At 32.1% G+C, this 21,924-nt stretch carries 20 protein-coding genes and 6 tRNA genes; 6 read left to right on the top strand and 20 right to left on the bottom strand.

Annotation, left to right across the window (positions count from 1 at the left end; all coding sequences use genetic code 11):
• The 10 genes from KA858_RS09590 to hemE all read right to left on the bottom strand — a co-directional run bounded on the left by KA858_RS09590 (position 1) and on the right by hemE (position 5,158).
• Positions 1 to 72, bottom strand: a tRNA-Asn gene (locus KA858_RS09590).
• A gap of 9 nt (positions 73 to 81) precedes the next feature.
• Positions 82 to 155, bottom strand: a tRNA-Gly gene (locus tag KA858_RS09585).
• Between the two features lie 14 nt (positions 156 to 169).
• Positions 170 to 245, bottom strand: a tRNA-His gene (locus KA858_RS09580).
• A 13-nt stretch (positions 246 to 258) separates the two neighbouring features.
• Positions 259 to 331: transfer RNA gene (locus tag KA858_RS09575), tRNA-Phe, on the bottom strand.
• Positions 332 to 342: 11 nt separating this feature from the next.
• Positions 343 to 418, bottom strand: a tRNA-Asp gene (locus KA858_RS09570).
• Positions 419 to 433: 15 nt separating this feature from the next.
• A tRNA-Met gene (locus KA858_RS09565) sits at positions 434 to 507 on the bottom strand.
• A gap of 583 nt (positions 508 to 1,090) precedes the next feature.
• A complete protein-coding gene (locus tag KA858_RS09560; protein WP_210135545.1) occupies positions 1,091 to 1,651 on the bottom strand; it encodes an RBBP9/YdeN family alpha/beta hydrolase in 561 nt (186 codons plus the stop codon).
• A 96-nt stretch (positions 1,652 to 1,747) separates the two neighbouring features.
• Positions 1,748 to 3,142, bottom strand: a complete 1,395-nt coding sequence (gene hemY, locus KA858_RS09555; protein WP_193839180.1) for a protoporphyrinogen oxidase — start codon at positions 3,140 to 3,142, stop codon at positions 1,748 to 1,750.
• An 18-nt stretch (positions 3,143 to 3,160) separates the two neighbouring features.
• Positions 3,161 to 4,084, bottom strand: a complete 924-nt coding sequence (gene hemH / locus KA858_RS09550) for a ferrochelatase (protein WP_075108986.1) — start codon at positions 4,082 to 4,084, stop codon at positions 3,161 to 3,163.
• Positions 4,085 to 4,123: 39 nt separating this feature from the next.
• A complete protein-coding gene (gene hemE / locus KA858_RS09545) occupies positions 4,124 to 5,158 on the bottom strand; it encodes a uroporphyrinogen decarboxylase (RefSeq protein WP_075108985.1) in 1,035 nt (344 codons plus the stop codon).
• A 287-nt stretch (positions 5,159 to 5,445) separates the two neighbouring features.
• Between hemE and KA858_RS09540 the strand changes: the two genes are divergently transcribed.
• The gene (locus tag KA858_RS09540; RefSeq protein ID WP_193839178.1) at positions 5,446 to 5,946 is read left to right on the top strand and encodes a signal transduction protein TRAP; all 501 of its coding nucleotides are present in this window, start codon (positions 5,446 to 5,448) and stop codon (positions 5,944 to 5,946) included.
• Positions 5,947 to 6,010: 64 nt separating this feature from the next.
• Here KA858_RS09540 and ecsB read toward each other — a convergent pair whose 3' ends face one another.
• Together ecsB and ecsA are read right to left on the bottom strand one after the other, a co-directional pair.
• Positions 6,011 to 7,234 carry an ABC transporter permease EcsB gene (ecsB, locus tag KA858_RS09535; RefSeq protein WP_210135544.1) on the bottom strand — a complete coding sequence of 408 codons (1,224 nt, stop codon included), beginning with the start codon at positions 7,232 to 7,234 and terminating at the stop codon, positions 6,011 to 6,013.
• On the bottom strand, positions 7,227 to 7,967 hold the full coding sequence (gene ecsA / locus KA858_RS09530) for an ABC transporter ATP-binding protein EcsA (RefSeq protein WP_210135543.1): 741 nt from the start codon (positions 7,965 to 7,967) through the stop codon (positions 7,227 to 7,229). Before ecsA ends, ecsB begins: the two co-directional genes overlap by 8 nt.
• A gap of 130 nt (positions 7,968 to 8,097) precedes the next feature.
• Between ecsA and KA858_RS09525 the strand changes: the two genes are divergently transcribed.
• From KA858_RS09525 to prsA, 4 genes are all read left to right on the top strand, one after another.
• Entirely contained in the window at positions 8,098 to 8,523 is a 426-nt protein-coding gene (locus KA858_RS09525; protein WP_075108982.1) for an HIT family protein, read from the top strand.
• A gap of 143 nt (positions 8,524 to 8,666) precedes the next feature.
• Positions 8,667 to 9,041 carry a YtxH domain-containing protein gene (locus tag KA858_RS09520; RefSeq protein WP_053030596.1) on the top strand — a complete coding sequence of 125 codons (375 nt, stop codon included), beginning with the start codon at positions 8,667 to 8,669 and terminating at the stop codon, positions 9,039 to 9,041.
• 142 nt (positions 9,042 to 9,183) lie between these two features.
• Positions 9,184 to 9,741, top strand: coding sequence for a DUF3267 domain-containing protein (locus tag KA858_RS09515; RefSeq protein ID WP_210126054.1), 558 nt, complete (start codon positions 9,184 to 9,186; stop codon positions 9,739 to 9,741).
• Between the two features lie 171 nt (positions 9,742 to 9,912).
• Entirely contained in the window at positions 9,913 to 10,887 is a 975-nt protein-coding gene (gene prsA, locus KA858_RS09510; RefSeq protein ID WP_075108980.1) for a peptidylprolyl isomerase PrsA, read from the top strand.
• 160 nt (positions 10,888 to 11,047) lie between these two features.
• On the opposite strand, the gene yhaM is transcribed toward prsA, so the two are convergent.
• The 8 genes from yhaM to KA858_RS09470 all read right to left on the bottom strand — a co-directional run bounded on the left by yhaM (position 11,048) and on the right by KA858_RS09470 (position 20,699).
• Positions 11,048 to 11,989, bottom strand: a complete 942-nt coding sequence (yhaM, locus tag KA858_RS09505) for a 3'-5' exoribonuclease YhaM (protein WP_210135542.1) — start codon at positions 11,987 to 11,989, stop codon at positions 11,048 to 11,050.
• A complete protein-coding gene (locus tag KA858_RS09500; protein WP_210135541.1) occupies positions 11,986 to 14,922 on the bottom strand; it encodes an AAA family ATPase in 2,937 nt (978 codons plus the stop codon). The genes yhaM and KA858_RS09500 overlap by 4 nt, the downstream gene beginning before the upstream one ends.
• Positions 14,912 to 16,108 carry a metallophosphoesterase family protein gene (locus KA858_RS09495; protein ID WP_210135540.1) on the bottom strand — a complete coding sequence of 399 codons (1,197 nt, stop codon included), beginning with the start codon at positions 16,106 to 16,108 and terminating at the stop codon, positions 14,912 to 14,914. The genes KA858_RS09500 and KA858_RS09495 overlap by 11 nt, the downstream gene beginning before the upstream one ends.
• Before the next feature lie 265 nt (positions 16,109 to 16,373).
• The gene (locus KA858_RS09490) at positions 16,374 to 16,718 is read right to left on the bottom strand and encodes a YlbF/YmcA family competence regulator (RefSeq protein WP_011275418.1); all 345 of its coding nucleotides are present in this window, start codon (positions 16,716 to 16,718) and stop codon (positions 16,374 to 16,376) included.
• A gap of 69 nt (positions 16,719 to 16,787) precedes the next feature.
• Complete coding sequence (locus KA858_RS09485) at positions 16,788 to 17,918, bottom strand: DUF445 domain-containing protein (protein WP_210135539.1); 1,131 nt, start codon at positions 17,916 to 17,918, stop codon at positions 16,788 to 16,790.
• A 297-nt stretch (positions 17,919 to 18,215) separates the two neighbouring features.
• Positions 18,216 to 18,680, bottom strand: coding sequence for an XRE family transcriptional regulator XdrA (gene xdrA, locus KA858_RS09480; RefSeq protein WP_053030612.1), 465 nt, complete (start codon positions 18,678 to 18,680; stop codon positions 18,216 to 18,218).
• A 263-nt stretch (positions 18,681 to 18,943) separates the two neighbouring features.
• The gene (locus tag KA858_RS09475) at positions 18,944 to 19,567 is read right to left on the bottom strand and encodes a response regulator (RefSeq protein ID WP_053030614.1); all 624 of its coding nucleotides are present in this window, start codon (positions 19,565 to 19,567) and stop codon (positions 18,944 to 18,946) included.
• Positions 19,568 to 19,589: 22 nt separating this feature from the next.
• Entirely contained in the window at positions 19,590 to 20,699 is a 1,110-nt protein-coding gene (locus KA858_RS09470; protein ID WP_210135538.1) for a GAF domain-containing sensor histidine kinase, read from the bottom strand.
• A 188-nt stretch (positions 20,700 to 20,887) separates the two neighbouring features.
• Between KA858_RS09470 and KA858_RS09465 the strand changes: the two genes are divergently transcribed.
• Positions 20,888 to 21,712 carry an RluA family pseudouridine synthase gene (locus KA858_RS09465; protein ID WP_107630291.1) on the top strand — a complete coding sequence of 275 codons (825 nt, stop codon included), beginning with the start codon at positions 20,888 to 20,890 and terminating at the stop codon, positions 21,710 to 21,712.
• Positions 21,713 to 21,924: the final 212 nt, after the last annotated feature.

Genomic DNA, 21,924 nt, shown 5'->3' with positions numbered 1-21,924 from the left:
CTCCGCAGGTAGGATTCGAACCTACGACCGATCGGTTAACAGCCGATAGCTCTACCACTGAGCTACTGCGGAATAATATGATGGAGCGGGTGATGGGAATCGAACCCACAACATCAGCTTGGAAGGCTGAGGTTTTGCCATTAAACTACACCCGCGTAGTAAACGATTATGGGGCGGTTGAAGGGAATCGAACCCTCGAATGTCGGAACCACAATCCGATGCGTTAACCACTTCGCCACAACCGCCAAAATGATTGAATGGTTCAGGACAGAGTCGAACTGCCGACACATGGAGCTTCAATCCATTGCTCTACCAACTGAGCTACTGAACCGTAATAAGTAATGGCGGTCTCGACGGGAATCGAACCCGCGATCTCCTGCGTGACAGGCAGGCGTGTTAACCGCTACACTACGAGACCTATTATAATGGTGTATTGCGGGAGGCGGATTTGAACCACCGACCTTCGGGTTATGAGCCCGACGAGCTACCGAACTGCTCCATCCCGCGCTAATATTATTTGCGTCTCAAAAATCAGTACTTATTAAGTATATCATTTAACATTATTGAATGTCAATAACTTTTTTAAATAAATTTTACATTTAATTCATTGAATCTTCATATTAAAATGCGATAATTAATTAATGGTCATCGCCTTTCGAATACTTTATTAGTATATATAGTATCATTAACTTAGTCAATAACAATTCTAAAGTAATTTGTGTAAAAAAACGCTACATTTAAAATATTTTAATTTAAGATACGAATTGGATATTCAATTGTTGAATGAATGGTCTAAATACATGTGATTTTTTATATTAAAATCAAAAACAGTCTGGGATATAAATAATATAATGAAGCTATTTTGCAAATTCGCAGTAGCTGACTGAACTGAGAAGACGCTTCAATCAAGCTTTTCTCAGTTCTAGTCATCCCTGCGGGCGGGGCCCCAACAAAGAGAATTTCACTAAGAAATTCTACAAGCAAAGCAAGTTGGGAGTGGACGACGAATTCAAAAAAATTCTGTCCCACTCCCTACTTTGATTAAATAAAATTATTTAAACATTTTTATTATTATAAATGATACTAACACTTATCTCGTCATGTAATGTTGCATTTTTTCTTGTAATTCAGTGAAGGAAACAAAGCCCTCTTCTTCTAAAAAGTGCCCTCCTTCATCAACAATTTTAGTTTTGCCACCCAATTCATTAATTAGATTTTGTGTTTCAATATATGACACATAGGCATCGTCTCTTGAAGCAAGTCCGTAAAAATGCTTCACTTTTGATTTAACATCATCATAATCGATACTAAAATCTCCTACTTTAATGGAATCGTCAATTTTTACCGCATCTTCTTTAAACCCTGCAATACTGAAAAAGCCTTCAAAGCAACCATCAACTGATAGGCCTTCAATATATTTTAAAGTAGCTATTGAGCCATATCCATGTGTTACAAAATAAGTATCTGTAGACAAAATATCAATTTGTTGATGTAATTCATGAACCCAGTTGTCTATGTCATCATTTTTATTTTCATCTAAATGAAATAATTGAACATCATAACCTTCTAATTCTAAGTTATGTTGTAACCATGCATACCAATGGTTATGCGAATCCCCTATCTGTGAATGAACGATAACTACATTAGTCATTAACGTATGTCCTCCTTAAAATACTAAATTAGGTTAATTGATATAACAAAACACTTTTAAAGAGGTGCCCTGACCTCTGAAAAAGTGTTTAAAACATTATATTTCATCCAATAATTCTTCTACGGCGTTTTTACCTTGTTGAATACAGTCTGGTAGACCAACCGCTTCAAAAGGTGCACCAGTAATTCTAAGTGCTGGATAAGTCTGTTTAACATGTTGTTGAATTTTACGAATTTGACTCATATGTCCAATATGATATTGTGGCATACTTTTAGTCAAACGATTGACAATTGTAAATTCAGGATTACCTTTAAAGGTCATCATTTTATTTAAATCGCGACGGGCGATTGTTGCTATTTCTTCATCTGTATGATCTTCAACGACAGTATCACCTGGTTTACCTACATACGCTCTAATCAATACTTTACCTTTAGGCGTAGTGAAAGGCCATTTTTTAGTAGTCCAAGTACATGCTGTAATATCCGTCTTACTCGTTCTAGCAATAACAAAACCAGTACCATTATATGTGTTTTCAATATCCTTTTCATCGAATGCAAATACCACTGTTGCTACTGAAGTAGAATCCATTTGATTGAAATATTTAAATGCTTCGTCATGATTAAACCATTTCATAAATGTTTGATGTGGCGTTGTAATTAAAACCCCATCAAATTGTTCACTACCTTGATCAGTCACAATTTCATAATTATCTTTATTAATATGGATATCATTGACAGGTGATTGATATCGAATCGTAACGCCTTTACTTTCTATATTCTCAGCTAACGCTTCAATAAATGAACTTAAACCATGTCGGAATTGCTTAAACTGACCTTTAGGTGCGCCAGGGTATAATTGACGTTGCTTAATACGTTGAGCCTTTTCATGTTGCATACCTTTAATTAAACTGCCATGTGTTTCTTCTTGTTCTTTGAAATTAGGAAATGTACTCATCAAACTTAATCGATCGATATCCGTACCGTATATCCCCCCCATAAGAGGCTCTATTAAATTCTCAAGTATTTCATTCCCTAATCGTCTTCTAAAGAATTCCCCAACAGATATATCATCATCAATTTGTATAGGTGGTATAACTAAATCAAGTCCAGCTCTTAGCTTACCAAATGGCGATATGAGTTTCGTTTTGAGAAACGGTTTAATATCAGTCGGGATCCCCATAATTGACCCACCTGGTATGGGATACAATTTATTTTTAGCGTAAATATAAGATTGGCCTGTCTCATTCGTAATCAAATCATCTCCCAGACCAATATCTTTAGCTATGTCAGTCATAATCGTTTTACGTCCAAGATATGATTCAGGACCAAGCTCAATTGTATAACCTTCATTACGATATGTTTGAATCTTTCCTCCAGGTCGATTAGTCGCTTCAAAAATGGTTACATCTACATCTGGTTTATAATGTTTTAAATAATATGCACTTGCAAGTCCAGTTATACCTGCACCAATGATTGCCACTTTTTTACTCACATTGAGTCCCTTCCTTTATTAAAAAACTGTTTTGATTTCATCCACAATTGCATGGATAAATAATGGATCCGTATTAGGCATTTTTGGACGATAATAATTTGCACCTATCTCATCACATACGACTTTACATTCATAGTCATTATCATACAGTACTTCCAAATGTTCACATACAAATCCTACTGGTGTATAAATAAAATGTTTATAGTGATGGTCATTGTACAATGCTCTAGTTAAATCTTGCACGTCCGGTCCTAACCATGGTGTTCCAGTATTCCCCTCGGATTGCCAACCTTGAGCAACGTGTTTAATATTCGAAGCTGCTTGTAATCGGTTCATTGTATCCTTTAATTCATTAGGATATGGATCATTATTTTTCTCAATTAAACCTTTAGGCAAACTGTGTGCAGAAACAACCAAGATGGTCTCATCGTGTTCATCTTGTGGGATTTGCGCTAACGTTTCATTAATTTTATTTGTCCAATACTCGATAAATTTAGGTTGGTGATAATAATGTTCAACATGGTGTAGCTTAATGCCATACTTATCCGCTTCCTCTTTAGCACGTTTATTATATGAACCAACCGAGAAGCTAGAGTAATGTGGTGCCAACACTACAGTTACTGCTTCTTCAATACCGTCATTGTGCATTTTTTCAACAGCTTCTTCAATATATGGAGAAATATGTTTCAATCCTAAATACAATTGAAATTCAACATCTTCATATGATTCATTTAGCGCATGCGTCAACGCTTCAGCTTGTCGATCAGTTGTGCCAGCTAAAGGAGAAAGTCCTCCTATAAATTCATAACGATCTTTTAGATCTTGCAACTCTTCTTCAGTTGGTCTCTTACCATGTCTTATATCTGTGTAATATGGTTCAATATCGCTTTCTTTATATGGTGTCCCATATGCCATAACTAATAAGCCTATTGTCTTAGTCATTAAATAAAACCTTCCTTAATCTTTTTTGAATTCTATGTGTTATTTACTTGTATAATCATGAACAAATTGGGTTACACGTTTTAATGTTTCTGGTTTAACTTCAGGGAAAACACCATGTCCTAAATTAAAAATGTGTTTCCCTCTCTCCATACCTTCGTCGAGAATAGCACGGATTCTCTTTTCTAATACATCCCAAGGCGCAAGTAAAAGTGATGGATCTAAATTACCTTGTAGTGTTTTATTGACGCCCATATTTGTCGCTGTCGTAATAGACGTACGCCAATCTAGTCCTAATACATCGATTGATAAGTCATTCCATTCATTAATAAGATGACTTGCTCCTACCCCAAACATAATGATAGGTACATCATATTGCGCTTTTATGCCATTGATTAACTTATTCATAGACGGTTTAATATAATAGCGATAATCCTCGATATTTAATGCGCCTACCCATGAATCAAAGATTTGAATAAGTTCTGCACCTGCTTCAATTTGAGCTACTACGTAATCAATTGAAACTTGTACAAGATGGTCCATTAAGGCAAACCAAGTTGCTTCATCCCCATACATCATTGCTTTCGTAAAATTATAATTTTTTGAAGGACCACCCTCAATCATATAAGAAGCCAACGTAAATGGTGCACCTGTAAAGCCAATTAGAGGTACGTTCAACTTCTCTTGTGTTAGCAATTGAATCGTTTCAAGTACATATGGCACATCTCTTTTGGGATCAATTTGCGTGAGTTTTTCAACATCAGATACAGATTTAATTGGATTACTGATAACTGGTCCAATGCCTGATTTGATGTCGACATCCACGCCAATTGGTTTCAAAGGTGTCATGATATCTTTATATAAAACCGCTGCGTCAGTATTATAATTATCTACTGGTAATTGCGTTACATAAGCACATAATTCAGGTTGGTGAGTAATGTCAAACAATGAGTATTTTTCTTTTAATTTTCGATATTCTGGTTGTGATCGGCCGGCTTGGCGCATAAACCATACAGGTGTATGAGATGTTTTTTCACCTTTTATTGTTTGTAAAATTGTCTTATTTTTATTATGCACCTTATAGTCCTCCTAAATTAAAATCATTCTTATCTATAATATCATATGCTAATATAATTATCGTTTATGCACACTTAAATGTCATAAAAAAGACAAAGCATAAATGTACATTTCAATTCATTAAATTATAATAATTTATTAATCTTAATTATAGTATATTTAAGCATTTAAAAATATCCCTCAAAAAGACTAATTCGTTTTCAAAATTTTTTAAATATTACATTCATTTAGTATAGCTAGACTTATGAATTAATCGTATAATATAAGCAACAAAGGAGGTATGAGTCATGAACATATATACAACATATGGGACTTATGGTTACTTAAATCAAATTAGAACTAAAAATACTGAAAGAAATCTGTTTTTATTTTCAACAGACGATTCTTCAGTCATTATTGAAGAAACAGATGACAAATCTATTTTAAAACATCCAACGGTTTATACGACGGTTAAAGCAATTAACGATTTAGATCAAACACATTTTTATTCGGCAATATTTATTCCATCATCTGATGATCATGTACATCAGTTAGAAAAACGTATTGCAAATTTAGAGTTGAATTTTGATAACGTTGCTGGGTTTAAGAGCTATCGCTTTTTAAAACCTGTACAAGGAACAACTTATAAGGTTTATTTTGGCTTCGCTAACCGACAAACATACGAAGACTTTAAAGAAACTGACACGTTTAAGGACTATTTTTCAAAAGATGCCTTAAGACATTATTTCGGTTCGAGCAGTCAACATTCAAGTTATTTCGAAAGATATTTATACCCAATTAAAGATTAGTAAATCAAAAAGTTGCCTTTTAACTAGTAACATTTGAATATGTGCTAGCTAAAGGCAACTTTTTTTAATCTTTGAGCAGTGATTCTTGATATTGTAATTTTTTAATTGTACTTCTGATCGTTAACCACCCTACTATAAAGAAGATAAGTGCGAAAAAGAAATACTGCGGATAAATGCTAATAAATGTAATTGAAAAAATAAGTCCTATGATTAACATTAGTCGATATAAAAACTTTTCGTACCCTTTTATCACTTCAACATCTGACACTGGCCAAACTTGAGGCCATAATCCATAGGCTTGTTGTGTATAAAATTGGGACATTTGTAATAATGTTATATACATGAATAAACATCCAATAATCGCAGAAACGATTGGGAAAGATAACCAAATCATTAATACTAATGCAATAATAATTAAACGCAGAATAATACTAAATGCATCTCTTCCACGAACAAAACTTCGAGTGAAAAGGTAAAGATACATATTTTTCGAATTAAATTTACGACCTTTAGGTGTTGGTAATAAAACATCTAAATATCTACGTCGAACTGCTGTTTCTTTTAAGTGCTTAACATCTGTGAACATATTTACAAATTTATAGTAATTCGTATGATGTCTCTCTTCTATGCTAATCATTCGCTCCCAAGGATATAAATTTGAATGGTTAGCTTTAGGAAGTAGAAACGTTGCACTTAATAAAATAAGTGTAAGGACGATTCCCCAATACATTTGATAGCCTAGGACTAAGTCAAAGGTTACTAAATTAAATAGAAATAGAATGATACTGATGCTCCAACTTGATTTTCTGATTTGATACCATTGCCATCTCAATTTCAACCCTAGCCAAGGATGGATTAAAGTTAAAATAATAAAATAAATATAAGGTGTTAGTACATGATCATCTAATTTAGAAAATAATGGGAACAAGATAATGAGTAATACGATTTGAATAGCAATTCTATTAAAATAACTATATCGTAAACTCAACTTCATATAGTCCTTCATGTGTGTTTCAAACGGAAGTAAAAATATTCTATCTGCATCTTTCAAAAATGTTCGTATCGGAAAAATAGATGTCAAGGCTAACAATACGCTCGCACACAATGCATAATCGATATCGTTAGGAATATGTTGTAACCATTGACCATATCCTAATATAAACGCTCCTAATAAAATTAAAAGAAACACTGAAAAATGACCATTGAAAATAAACTTATTATAATAGCTTTTTTCTTTTCGAATTGCATTTAATCTCGCTCTAAATAAAGACGTAGCTGATTTATCCATCTGCTTGACCACCTTGTGTGACATGTATATAGATGTCATCAAGTGTGCGACCATGTAAACCAGTTTGTTCGCGAAGTTCCTCTAAATCTCCGAATGCAACCACTTTCCCTTTATCTAAAATGATGAAGCGATCACAATATCGTTCTGCAGTCGCTAAAATATGAGTACTCATCAAAACCGTACGCCCTTCGTTTTTCTTTTCAACCATCAAATCTAACATTGATTGAATCCCTAATGGATCGAGACCTAAAAATGGTTCATCTATAATATATAATTCCGGGTTCACTATGAAAGCACAGATAATCATTACCTTTTGCTTCATTCCTTTAGAGAAGTGGCTTGGGAATACTTTCAACTCATTCTCTAATCGAAAAGTTTTAAGTAATGGACGTGCACGTTTCATTGCTTCTTCTTCACTTATTTGATAAGCCATTGCTGTCATGGCGATATGCTCTTCCAATGTTAATTCTTCATATATGATGGGTGACTCAGGAATATAAGATAACTTCTTGCGATACACTTCGATATCATCGGTAATCTCAGTATTTGAGATAGAAAGTTTACCTTCTGTTGGCGTTAGTAAGCCTAACATATGTTTAATGGTTGTACTCTTACCTGCACCATTTAATCCAATTAAACCAACAATTTCTCCTGTTTTTAATTCAAAATTTATATCTTCAATAACAGGACGTTTTCCGTAACCTCCTGTCAAATGTTCAACTTTGACTGTCATATGGCACCTCCATGACTATCATTGTACCAAAATTAGCTTTTAACTACTAAAATTACAATTACTTCATTAACGAAATTTTTAATGAGTAATGCTATAATAAGCTATAAATACGTAAAAGGAGTGCATTCAAATGGCTGAAACAGTATTTAGTAAAATTTTATCTGGAGAAATTCCAAGCTTCAAAGTTTATGAAGATGAATTTGTTTATGCATTTTTAGATATTTCTCAAGTAACTAAAGGACATACGTTACTTATTCCTAAAAAAGCATCACCTAATATCTTTGAAACAGATGAAGAGACAATGGCACATATTGGTGCAGCCTTACCTAGAGTCGCTAACGCAATTAAAAAAGCCTTCAATCCTGATGGTTTAAATATCATTCAAAACAATGGTGAGTTTGCAGATCAATCTGTATTCCATATTCATTTTCATTTTCTACCACGTTACGAAAATGATATCGACGGCTTCGGCTATCATTGGGAAACGCATGAAAATGAAATCAATGATGAACAAAAACAAGCTATCGCTAATCAAATCAAAGCTCAATTTGAATAATTCTGCATATTGAATGTCATTTTAGGGTAATATACAATTAAAATTAGCTTGTCGACATATGTTTGATATAGAAATAGAAATTGTTATGATTTCACTATTCTATTATTATCCGATAACGACATAACAAGTGAGGAGAATAAAACATGAAAGTATCACGCGTATTATTTGGTATTACTGTGGGAGTGGCATCTGGAATCGCTGTTTCATGGTTAAACCGTGATGATCAAAGTGTAAAAAACAACACAATTGATGCGAAAGAACCTACTGGATCACGTTCTGAACTAGAACGTGAGATAGCATCACTTAAACGTAATTTTTATAATATTATAGATTATGCGAAACAAGTTAAGAATGATGGTGTCTCTTATGGTAGTGACATTGGTGATGAATTTAAAACACTCATTGGTGATTTTAAATCTGACATTAATCCAAACATTGAAAAACTACAATCCCACATTGAGAACTTACAAAACCGTGGCGAAGAAATAAGTAATACTTTTTCTAAAGATAATAAATAATGTACGAAATCAGAGTGGTGTAAGATTCATTTTGAATTAACACCACTCCTTTTATATTTATAGCAAATTGGACTTGACTGTTTACATTGATAGTTAGATAATACGTAGCGTATATAATTAAGACCTATTAAGAGGTGTCCTTATGTTCCTATGTAAACGTCAAATTGACATTCATGCACGGTTTGGTGTGCCAAGAATCGCATTTTTAAGTTTTACGATTACTATCATCGCGTTTTTAATAAGTTATGAAATCATGTACTATTTTGTGAATACACCTTTATCAGATCGTCATTTTATGATTTTATTAGTATTTGCTGTATTGATGTACCCTATTCATAAATCAATCCACTTGCTCTTTTTCTTGCCTTATATGAATTCATTTAGAATTCATAAATTAAATAAGAAGCGGTGGTTACCTTATTTCAACACTTATGTAAGCACGCCAGTCCATAAACTATATTTTTGTATTAACTTGATTTTACCTTTCGTATTAATCACTTTCATTTTAATTGTATTAACGATGCATTTCCCACAATATGGCCACTATTTTATGTTTTTATTGGCTTTAAATTTTGGCATATCTGTAATGGATTTTTTATATCTTAAAATTATTATTTTTTCAAATGAAGGTCATTTTATAGAGGAACATCAAACAGGTATTAATATTTTAAATAAAGTGCCCTACCAATCATTTCATTAAAACAAACCATATCGAACTTAAAGCATGTCGCATGTTTCAGGTTCGATATTTTTTAATACTTAAGTCCGATTAAATCTCGTACTTTAGCAGTATCTCGCCTATTTCTAATTGGTGATGCTTTCATAATATGTTATAGTAACTTTGTTATTAATGTAAAAGGAGCTATCAACCATGAAAATTATGAATAAATTAATTGTTCCAGTAACTGCAAGTGCTTTACTTTTAGGTGCTTGTGGATCAAATGCAACAGATTCTGAAAGTAATACATTAATCTCTTCCAAAGCTGGAGATGTAAAAGTTAAAGATGTAATGAATAAAATTGGTGATGAACAAATTGCAAGTACATCATTTAGCATTGCTTTAAATAAAATTTTAGAAGATAAATACAAGGATAAAGTCGATACAAAAGATATCGATGATGAAATAAAAAAAGAGCAAAAACAGTATGGTGGTAAAGATCAATTTGAAAGCATGCTTAAACAACAAGGTATGACTTTAAATGATTATAAAGAGCAGAAAAAACTTGCTGCATACCAAAAACAATTACTGGCTGATAAAGTTAAAGTGTCTGATAAAGAAATCAAAGATAACACTAAAAAAGCTTCTCACATTTTAATTAAAGTGAAATCAAATAGTGATGATAAAGAAGGTTTATCAGATAAAAAAGCAAAAGAAAAAGCTGAGAAAATTCAAAAAGAAGTTGAAAAAAATCCAGAAAAATTCGGTGAAATTGCTAAGAAAGAATCTATGGACGCTTCAAGTGCCAAGAAAAATGGTTCTTTAGGTTATGTTGTCAAAGGACAAATGGTAAGCAAATTTGAAAAAGCTTTATTCAAATTAAAAGAAGGTCAAGTTTCAGATGTAGTTAAAACCGACTACGGTTACCATATTATTAAAGCTGATAAAGAAAACGACTTTGATAAACAAAAATCTAAATTGAAAGCTAAACTAATAGAACAAAAAGTACAAAAAAATCCAGAAATTTTAACTGATGCTTATAAAGATTTATTAAAAGAATATGATGTTGATTATAAAGATAGTGATATTAAAAAAGCTGTAGAAAACACTATCCTAAATCCTGATAAACTTAAACAACAACAATCGTCTTCAGATAGTTCTTCATCAGCATCAAGCTTATCTTCATAATTTTCAAAGATACTATTTAAAAATGAAAGCGCAAGTTAGACCACATCATAAAGTCTAGCTTGCGCCTTTTTATTTAGTCATAACAATTTATAAAATAAGCGTTTTTACTTTCCATCGTAAATTGACTTTACATAATGGATAAAGTAAAAACGCTTTTTTATTAATCTAATTTTTCTGGATTGTAGAACTGTCGATTTTCCATACCAAAAATACGTTCGGTAAATTGACCTTTATCTGTTTTCTTAAATGCTTTTTCAAACATATTCATCTTCGCGTCAATATTATCAATAAAGAATAATATTTCTGCTTCTTTTAAGTGTGGTAACTTAGGTGAACCAAATTCCATTTTACCATGATGGGCTAAAATCATATGTCGAAGTAACATGACTTCTTCACCATCAATTCCTAGTTCTCTAGCTGCGTCCGCAACTTCATCACTCGCTATCGAAATATGACCTAGTAAATTACCTTCAACCGTATACGTTGTTGCTACAGGTCCACTTAGTTCCCTTACTTTACCTAGATCATGTAAAATAATTGAACTATATAATAAGCTACGATTTAACAATGGATAAATATCACATAATGATTTGGCTATTTCTAACATGGATAGCACGTGATAACTCAATCCGCTGGCAAAATTGTGATGATGTGAGCTTGCAGCTGGATACGTAAAGAATTTATCTTGGTACTTTTTCATCAGATGACGTGTGATACGCTGTAAGTTTGCATTTTCAATATCTAAAATATAGTGTGAAATGTTCTCTTGGATTTCGTCAGGTGTCAAAGGTGCACCATCTACAAAATCTTGTGTCTTTAAGCCATCTTCAGGTTTAGCTAACCTAAACTGATTGACTTTCATTTGTTTGCGACCTCGATAGTTAATGACATCGCCTTTAACCCAAACAATCGTCTCTGGTTTAAGTATTTGCATATCTTCTTTACTCACTGTCCATAGTTTGGCTTCAATGTCACCACTTTTATCTTGTAAGAATAATGTCATATAATCTTTTCCTTGAGCAGTAACACCTTGTGTAGCTCTATGGATTAAGAAGAAATTATCAACCGAATCTCCTGGATTTAGCTTTTCTACATTTCTCATCGTTTTCCGCCTTCCTCTACTTTATTTAATATGAGCATCTCTTTAGAAGGAATTGCAGTATCTTTCATACAAGTGAAGTACAATACTTGATAGTCTTTAGCTAATTCTCTTAAATAGTTTAACATCATTGATTTTCTTTGTTTATCAAAATGAACAAATGCATCATCTATAATGATTGGGAATGGATAATATGGTCTTAATATCTTAATCAAACTAATTCTAAGTGCAATATATAATAATTCTTTCGTTGATTGACTTAGTTCAAGTGGGTGATACATTTGACCATTATTATGTTTAACCATTATTGTGTCATTTTCGTAGGTAATCAAATTATAATTACCTTGTGTGAGTGATGTGAAAATATTGACAGCTTCATTGATCACTTGTGGTAAACGCTTGTCCTTGATTTGCTTAATATGTTCATTTATAAGTGCTTCTAGATAACTTAAACTTGCCCAATCTTTAGCTAAATCATTCATTCTATTTTTTAAGTTATAGTATTCGTGTCTTAACTTAGATAATGTTTTGTCTGTTTCCATATAATTAATTTGAGCAGTCAAGTCACTGACTTCTGTTTGTTTATCTAAATATTGGTCATTATAGTCATCTACTTGTTTCGCAAGCGTAGCGTCTTCTTCTTCTAATTGCGCAGTTGTCTTTTCGCTTAAATCCGAACTATCTTCATATGAGAAATCTTGGTTCTCAAGATATAATGTTAAATCATTAAATCTAGCCAATTGTTGATGATAAAGTTGATATTGCTCATACGATTGATAGTATGCCTCTTCACTTGAAACTTCGATATAGTTAAATAATGTATCAATTGTATGCTCATTTTCTTCAAGTTGTTCTTTCAATTGTTTTAATTCATTACTTAATAGCTCGCTTTGATTTTTAAGTTGTTCTTTTTTCTCTCTTTTACTTTCATAATTAGAAATCCAATTTTTTAAATCCGTAAATAATGAAGCTTTATTGAATGGACTAATTTCATGTTCAGTATATTCATGTGCAGTTTGATAAAATTGATCCAATTTTTGATTTACTTCTTGATGTTGATGCTTTAATTTATTGCGATAACTATCATTTGATTTCAGTTGATTCATTGTTTTGAAGCTATCAAGCAATAAATCATCTGTCATGTTATTCGACAATTTTAAATTGGCTTTAACTTCATCTAATTGATGCGTAAGCGTATTGATTTGTTCTTCTGTTTTTTGTAGTAAACTTTCTTGATGATTTAATTTATTTGCTAAGACGCTCTTATTATTACTTGCGTTACTCCAACGCTCGCGAAGTTGAAATTGTTGATCTAAATCGAAGTTTAAATCATATTCAGATTCTAAATCATTAATTTGTTGTTCCAAATCATTTATTTCTTCACTAATTGATTCACTATAATCAATTTCCTTCGTTCTTACTAAGAAAATACCAATAATAAAGACTACTGTTAAAATCGCAAAGATAATACCAAATATAAGGTTCTGCGTTGCAAATGAGAAAATGGTTAAACCTAATCCGATGACTGAAAGCACTATGAAACTTAGTCTTAACCACCAATTTCTTTGTTGTTTTCTTTCTTTATCGGAATTAAATGTATCTTTGAGTTTGTTATACAGGTTTTCTTTTTCGTGTAGTTCGAGTTTTTGTTGATTATATTGTTTTTTCTTATCTAAAGCGTCTTCAGGGACTAATTCTTTTTCTAAATGATCAATTTCTTGTGTCAGTGCATTTTGTTCAATTTGATTTTCATCAATGGATCTTTCGATTTGTTGTTTCAATACGTTCTGTTCATTACGCGCTTTAATCGTTTCGCTAACATAGTTTTTCTTGGCGTCTGATGTGTCAGTATCGTGATGAACTTCTTGCCAACCAATGCTGGATTTCAAATCTACTTCTTGACGTTCATAATCATCGATGTCTTGTTCGAGTGCAGAAGATTTCAGTTCAGCCTGTTGAATTTCATTTTCGTCACGTGTTAAATCATAAATGTGTTTAGCAGTAGTTTCATTAGAAACTGCAATTGCATTATATTCATGCTCTAATTGCTTTAATTTCTCTTCTCGCAAGCTTATATCTCTAGTTAATGATTGTTTGTAATTTGAAGCTGTTTCATAGCGTTCAATCCCCTTCTCAGGAAAACGCAATGGCTCGATATTTAATCTCTGTTCTAGATCTTTCCATTCTTGGGCTTGCTCATGTATAGCGAGTTGCTTCTGTTTACTTTCATGCATTTTAGATAATTGGTTTAAATTTGCTTTTAAATGTTCCAAATGACGTTGTGACTTATCTCTATCATCTACTAAACGATGATACTCATCCACCTTCGCCTCTTCTTCTCTAATTTGCGCTTCTAACTGTTTCAGTTCCTCAAGTTGTTGATTAAGTATTGGATTTTTACCCGCTTTTTTATACAATGTTGTTTTCTTTTGACTGACCATTTTATTCATCATAGTAAATTCTGATGAACCGAGTGCGCCAGCTTCAAGTAAATAACTTTGTAATTGATCTTCATCTAAATTACGGTGAATATCTTGTAATCCAAGCACATTAAATGAGAAGATACCTTGATATGTTTTTTTAGAAATATAGTTTAATTTTTTCTTGAGCCATGCTTCATCACGAATTAAGCCATTTTCCAAATAAACTTTCACATCACCTGAAACGCTACCTTTAACGCGCTCAACAACAATTTCTGATTGGTCATCTAGAATAAGCGTCAGTTTACCCCCATACTGATTTCCCATACGAGGTTCTAATCGAGGCTCTTTTTCTTTTTTAGAAGGGAAGCCAAATAAAATGGAATGGATGAAAGCTTGAATCGTTGATTTACCCGCTTCATTCTCTCCAAAAATCTCAGTAAATTCACGATTAAATTCAATCTTACGATGTACAAATTGTCCATAACCATAGATTTCTAAAGATTTAATGATCATCACTTTCACCTCTCATATCTGCTTTTAAAATATTTTCAGCACGATTAACCAGTTCAACCTTATCAAAATCAGTATAGTCTTCTAAATATTTAGAAGCTCTAGGATTTAAATACAATTCCGTCATTGCTGCTTCAAATACTTTATTATCTTTAATTAAATCAGCTGAAAATTCCCTGACAAGAGGTGTTTCATCCATTTGGATATAATTAAATGTTAGCGATTCTATCATTACAAAATGGTGTTCATTCTCTTCGTAATCGTCAATCATTTCCTTAATCTGACTAATATCATGAGAAGATAATGGCTTATCACTATCTAAATTAACCGTTAATCTATAAAATGCTTTTCCATTAGAACGAACGCTTTCTTTGAATGATTGAATTGCTTCATAAATCCCTTGTTTAGAAACTTTATCTGTGTTGATCGTTGCTTCTTCAAATCGAATTTGCTGCGTTGGAATAAATGTTGCATTTAATCTTAAATGATCACCCTCAACTAATAAACATCCTTTAGGCCCTTGTTCGCCAAAGTGACGTCCTTGAATGTTACCCGGATAATGTATTGGGGGCATGTCGCTTAATTCTTGTCTTTCATGAATATGACCTAGCGCCCAATAGTGATATAATTTCTGATTTAAATCTTCTAAAATAAATTCAGTGTATCGATCTTTAGTTGACGATTTACTGTATGTACCATGCAGCATGCCAATATGGATTCCTTTTTTACCTTGACTCGATGGAAATTCATCAATCTTATTCTCATAACTTGTATCGTGTTGATAACTAAAACCATGGATAAAAATGGTTTCTCCATCTTTAGTAATAGCTTGATAAGTTTCTACTCTATTAGAGAATACTGAAACATTATTCGGCCAATCGTTCGTAATTTTTTCAGTTAATGGGTCATGATTACCATGACTTACATACACAAAAATTTGCTCTTTTTCTAATCGTTTAAATTGTTCTTTCAAAAATACTTCAGCACGCAATGTGCGATTCTCACTATCAAATAAGTCTCCCACGATGAGGACAAAATCAACCTCTTCTTTCAATGCAGTATCGACAATCTTCTTAAAGCTTTCATACGCACTGTTTTGAACATCTTCAAAAATGGATGGCGCCAAATGACTTTTAGATTTAAAGGGGCTGTCGAGATGCAAATCCGCACAGTGAATAAATTTTATCATTGATATTAGCTCCTTAATAGCATGTTCATATATCTTTATGTATTCCTATATTTTACCATAACTTGATTACTTGGGTCGAAGAACTTATGTATTAAAAAAAGGGAGCGGGACAGAATTCTTTTGAATTCGTCGTCCCACCCCCGCAAGGATGACTAGAACTGAGAAAAGCTTGATTTAAACGCCTTCTCAGTTCAGTCAGCTACTGCGAATTTGCTAAATAGCATTATTATATTATTTATATCCCAGACTGCTCAAATACTAACAATTAGTCAGCATAAATTTCATCTAAAGGTTTAACAATAATTTGGTTAATTTCTTGGAATACTTGGCTCATTTTTTGCTCAGCTTGCATTAATTCAGAAATATTTTCATCTTTTTCAATAGCTTGAGCTTGTTCTTGAGCTTTTGCTAAATCTTCTTCAGGAATTTCTTCACCTTGCATTTGTTTTTGTTGGAAACTTAATTGTGTTTCACGGAATTCATCAAATAATTTTTTTGATTCTTCGTTATCTTTAACTTTAGAAAAAGCGTCTTTAATAGCTTTATACTCATCGCTATCTCTTAATGCTTGTTCTAGTTGATTTGCATAATCATATAAATTTACTGCCATATCTGTTTGCACTCCTTAGTGTAAAGTAATTTTTGACAACTCTTAATAACCATAACATATTATTTATAGTTAGACAAAGATTGCGACTAAACCTTGGAAAAATCCAATGATACCACCTAAAATAAAACCTAATGACATAATCAGTTTTAACTCTTTATTCGCAATTTCAATGATTAATTTTTCAATGTAATCTAAATCGAATGTATTAATTTGATTTTCAACCATTTGGCGTAAATTAATTTTAGTCATAATGGTTGAAAGGTGATTTGATGCCTGTTTAATAATTAAATCAGTCATTGTACTTGCTACCCCAGCTTGAAGATGATCAATTAATGTTGGTGCTAAATTCTTTAATGGCATATCCACTTTTTGATTTAATTGTAAATTCGTAGTAATTAAGTGCACGACTGACTCAGTAATATGAGTGAATTGCTCTTCCTTTACAACTTGGCCTAAAGGCTGAGATTTAAGTGTTTCATATTCATCTCGAATCACTTTATCAATAATCACTTTAGCTTTTGGATGTCTGGTCAAACGTATTAATTCATGTTGAATTCGATCAGCAATACTTTCTTTAGTCATAAACATTTGTAATAACCCGACGATTTTACCTTTTTCAGTGAAGAAGGTATCTAACATGTCATAAATATCTCTCGCACCTTTATCTGATGAAAGATAAAGACGTGCACGTTCTCTAATTAAATCACCCGCTTGTTCTAACTTCTCATCTGCCATGCTGATCACTTCTGCCGGCAATATTTCATTAATTGAGGTATCTTGTTTATCATAATAATATGAGTTTAATTTATTTAATACTACGCGATTCATCTTATTATTAATTAGATCATCTATATCAAAATGAAATTGTTGTGCAAACTTTCGAATAGTTGCATCATCTTTTCTTAAATTGGATAGTTGCTTACTTACTAAATCATTGATTGCATCACGCGTTTGAGGTTCGTTTAACTTATGCTTAATAACAGACTCCGTAATTAAATGTTCCTCTATCACTTGCCCTATTTTAGTAGCAATCTCTTCTCTTCTTTTTGGGATCAACCCTGGTGTAAAGGGTATACGCATTTTAAATAGATAATATGGTTTAAAGGGATGAAATAACATCCTAATCGCAATAACGTTTGTTACGCCACCAATAACAGCCCCTACTACCACCATGAATAGGATAACTAAAAAAGCCTGCATCTTAATTTCTCCTTAAAATTATTGTTACAATATGATGATTATATCACTTTGTAATTGATGATTCCTTTAATTTACACTTCATTTAAATAGATTATGGCATTACAGAAAGAAAATTAAAAACGAGCCATGATATCAATATCACAGGCTCGCCTTAAAATTAGCAATCAGAACAAACTTAAGTTAAATTTGGACTTGCTGGTTATTTTAGATTTATAAATAAAATATTACTCGGAAGTGATTAAATCGATGAAGATTCTTCTATCACTTTCATACTGAATAATAATAATTTAACTATAATTAAACGTGCATTAATTCTTCTTTCGCATTTCTATTGAAGTATGTTTCAGCTTCTCTTAATTTTGAAGTACCAAAGATTGGTTGTTTTTCAGAATTTAACACTCTATAGATATTACTAACTTTATTACTTTGTAGAATGAAGCCGTTACGCGTTTCAATTGTATTCCAATAAATATCACTTGTTGTTGAATGATTTGGATATGCACAATGATTACGAGAAATAGTTTGTACAATTTCCAAAGGATCGCAACCGAATGTATTATTTAGTACATCTGAATCTCTAAATAATGCACAAATTGATACACATGTCGTCCAGTTAGGTAACACACGTTCTTTCTCAATTTGAACTAACGTTTTTTTTGAAAGGCCAATTGTTTGAGCCATTGTATCTTGCGTATAGCCCGCTTCAATACGAACCATTTTAAATTTTGTTTGAATTAAATCTGTGAAACTCTGTCTATCCATATTTTATTCTCTACCTTTCTAATAGGGGTTAATTTATCCGGACACAAGAAATTGCAATAATACACATTTCTTGAAACACAAATTACATCTTAATATATTTTCAATAAAATGAAAAGAGGAATTTTTGTTTTTGTAGACAATTTTATTAATGCCAAAATTATCAAAATAATTAAATTAATCGATTTTCGAACTTATTTGTCATATTTAACCGCATTTATATGGCAATTGAAGTCCATTACCCTATACATTTATAAAATACGATTTTATACAAGTCGATTTTCAATTGCATAAATTGCTGCTTGAGTACGATCAGTCACATTTAATTTATTAAAAATATGACTCACATGTGTTTTAATCGTTTTTTCTGACACGAACAAAGTATTTGCGATTTCTTTATTTGTTTTACCTTTAACCATTTCTGCTAATACTTCTATTTCACGTTTAGATAGCTTATTCGTGTTATGCGGTTTTGATGAAACTGTATCTAATACACTTTGAGCATCTGGATGAATAATACGTTTGTCATTCAATACGTCATGTATTGTTTCTATCAATTTTTGAGGTTCAACATCTTTCATTTCATATCCATCAGCTCCCTTATTAATTGCTGATATAACATGTTCATCATCCACATAACTCGTTAATACCAACACTTTAATATCTGGATAGTGTTGTTTCACATACTCTGTCACCTCAATACCATTCATTTCAGGCATAACCAAATCTAGTAGTATAATATCTGGTATATCATGTTCATTTAAATAATTAATTAGAGATTGACCATCTGCTAAACTAGCTAATACTTCTAAATCATTTACAGTTGACAATAGAAACTCAAGTCCTTGTCTTACAATATGATGGTCGTCAATTAGTATGACTGTTGCCACAATGATGACTCCTTTCACCTATTTATAAAGGGATACTGAATCGTAATGTTGTCCCTTTATTTAGCTTTGAATCTATTTTAAACTGCCCGTTTAATGCATAGATACGTTGATTTATATTTCTTAAACCTTGTGATGATTTATTGATTTCTTTATTCATGTCGAAACCAACACCTTCATCTTCTACACAAATCATCAACCGTTCTTTTTCTTGTTTTAAAATAATATGTATTGCATTGGTTTGAGCATGCTTTTTAGTATTGTTAATACATTCTTGTAAAATTCTATAAACGTGTTCTTCTATGATGTTAGATAAGTCAATCAATCCATCAACATCGATAGTTACATCCATATTTAGAATTTGGGCATATTGCTTTAACGCGTGTACTAACCCATGCTCAAGCCCTACTGGTTTGAGTTGCCAAATTAATGAACGCATTTCATTAACAGCACTTTGACTTGTTTCTTCAATCGTCTTAAAGGCTTTTTTTGCCATTTCATCAGTTGTTATATCATGTGCTGCATGGGCTGTTAATTTTAAAGAAAATAATAGTTGGTGAACTGAATCATGTAAATCTCTTGCTAAACGATTTCGCTCATTTATTCTAGCCGCCTCTTTTTCTTGATCCGTTAAATATATACGTTTAATGGCAGAACCTATTTGTAAAGCTACAGATTCTAATAAAGCTAAATCCTCTTCACTATAATGTGTTGTATAAGGTGATGCAACATTAAGTAACCCATATTGTTCCGCTCCAGACCGTAATGGCACTGTTGCATGATGGGTGACACCTTCTGTTTCTGCTTTATATGTTTGATTCGCTATATTTATTCTAGAACAGTTAATTATATTAGATGCTGTTGTTAAACGACCATGATGATATGCAGTTACGCACCAACAAGACCCTTCTTTCATATAACGACAGTGATTTCTTTTTAATGCATCTGGAAGATCGACATCAGCTACGATTTCATGTTCTCCATCATCATCTATAAAGAATATCCATCCAGTCGTAAAGTTGCTTCCTTTGATTAAATAATTTAGAGCGCCATGCATCATGTCATATAATTCCGTTTCTTCATTGAGATATTCTGCTATCTCTTTTAATAATGCTAAACGTGTCGGTTTTTCCATCAAATCGCTCCAATTACTCAAATTTGCATTAGTATTATTATACAGTGAGATTTAAATTTTTAAAAATATAAAAATATTTAAGTTACATATCGTTCTACGTAATGGTGATTTTCATATAAATATGTTTAAGTACATCAATAGCAACTGAAGATATGATATGATAAATGCGAATGCTATAGGAGGAAATTATGAAGTTTAAAATACCTGAGAATTATAATCAAAATACATTGAGAGAAATCTTTCAATCATTGAAATTACCTAAAAAAGATTTACATCAATTAAATATGTCAAAAGAAATAACGATTAATCATCAGCCCGCTAAATTAACAGACAAAGTGGTTACTGGTGATGACGTTTTTATCCCTACTCCTGAAGAAAAAAGTAATTATTTACCTAGTTATCGTTATGCACAAATTAGTTATGAAGATGACGATTTAGCGATTGTAATGAAACCTAAAGGTGTTAAGACACACCCGAATGATTTAAAAGAAAGTAATACGCTAATGAATCACGTTATTTACACCCTAGATAGTGATTATGTAGAACCTATCCATCGCTTAGACCAAGAAACAGTTGGTTTACTTATTGTGGCGAAGAACCCTTTGATGAAAAAAATTCTAGATCGTATGTTAGAAGAAAATGAAATTACTAGAATATATAAAGCGAATGTTAAATCTTTGTTACCTATTAAACCTCAAACGATTGATAGTCCTATAGGTAAAGATAAATTCCATCCTAATAAACGTCGAATTTCAAACACTGGTCAACGCGCAATTACACATATACTATCTTCTAAAATGATAAAAGAAGGCGTATGCCAATTAGATATTAAATTAGATACTGGTCGTACTCATCAAATTCGAGTTCATTTAGCCGAAATTGGTCACCCTGTAATTGGAGATCCTTTATATGGCGATTCAACATTACGTCAGTTAGAACTTAATAGTCATAAAATTGAATTTAGACATCCATTAACTCAAGCACTCATCTCCGTTAGCCTAGATGATGAATAAAAAAATAACTTATCTTCTATATTTTGGTGCAAAGACTATGTGATACTTACAATTTCATTTTGTATGTGTTAAACTGTTTGTGTCGTATGACATTAAATAGCATCTCCTCGTGTTGAATATTTGGTTGGCTGACCAATATATATTCTAGCACGTAGAGATGCATTTTTTTAGATAACGGTGAAACCTTTTCTGGGGAGTGGGACATAAATAAT

Origin of the sequence: Staphylococcus sp. GDX8P80P, from assembly GCF_017893095.1 — a bacterium.
Taxonomy (GTDB): domain Bacteria; phylum Bacillota; class Bacilli; order Staphylococcales; family Staphylococcaceae; genus Staphylococcus; species Staphylococcus borealis.
The sequence above is the reverse complement of the archived record's forward strand: the minus strand, read 5'-3'. Positions and strand labels throughout refer to the sequence as shown.

Coding starts and splice junctions, on each gene's coding strand:
- KA858_RS09560 (WP_210135545.1), bottom strand. CDS start 1,651: ATGACTAATGTAGTTATCGTTCATTCACAGATAGGGGATTCGCATAAC.
- hemH (WP_075108986.1), bottom strand. CDS start 4,084: ATGACTAAGACAATAGGCTTATTAGTTATGGCATATGGGACACCATAT.
- KA858_RS09540 (WP_193839178.1), top strand. CDS start 5,446: ATGAACATATATACAACATATGGGACTTATGGTTACTTAAATCAAATT.
- ecsB (WP_210135544.1), bottom strand. CDS start 7,234: ATGGATAAATCAGCTACGTCTTTATTTAGAGCGAGATTAAATGCAATT.
- ecsA (WP_210135543.1), bottom strand. CDS start 7,967: ATGACAGTCAAAGTTGAACATTTGACAGGAGGTTACGGAAAACGTCCT.
- KA858_RS09525 (WP_075108982.1), top strand. CDS start 8,098: ATGGCTGAAACAGTATTTAGTAAAATTTTATCTGGAGAAATTCCAAGC.
- KA858_RS09520 (WP_053030596.1), top strand. CDS start 8,667: ATGAAAGTATCACGCGTATTATTTGGTATTACTGTGGGAGTGGCATCT.
- KA858_RS09515 (WP_210126054.1), top strand. CDS start 9,184: ATGTTCCTATGTAAACGTCAAATTGACATTCATGCACGGTTTGGTGTG.
- prsA (WP_075108980.1), top strand. CDS start 9,913: ATGAAAATTATGAATAAATTAATTGTTCCAGTAACTGCAAGTGCTTTA.
- yhaM (WP_210135542.1), bottom strand. CDS start 11,989: ATGAGAAATGTAGAAAAGCTAAATCCAGGAGATTCGGTTGATAATTTC.
- KA858_RS09500 (WP_210135541.1), bottom strand. CDS start 14,922: ATGATCATTAAATCTTTAGAAATCTATGGTTATGGACAATTTGTACAT.
- KA858_RS09495 (WP_210135540.1), bottom strand. CDS start 16,108: ATGATAAAATTTATTCACTGTGCGGATTTGCATCTCGACAGCCCCTTT.
- KA858_RS09490 (WP_011275418.1), bottom strand. CDS start 16,718: ATGGCAGTAAATTTATATGATTATGCAAATCAACTAGAACAAGCATTA.
- KA858_RS09485 (WP_210135539.1), bottom strand. CDS start 17,918: ATGCAGGCTTTTTTAGTTATCCTATTCATGGTGGTAGTAGGGGCTGTT.
- xdrA (WP_053030612.1), bottom strand. CDS start 18,680: ATGGATAGACAGAGTTTCACAGATTTAATTCAAACAAAATTTAAAATG.
- KA858_RS09470 (WP_210135538.1), bottom strand. CDS start 20,699: ATGGAAAAACCGACACGTTTAGCATTATTAAAAGAGATAGCAGAATAT.
- KA858_RS09465 (WP_107630291.1), top strand. CDS start 20,888: ATGAAGTTTAAAATACCTGAGAATTATAATCAAAATACATTGAGAGAA.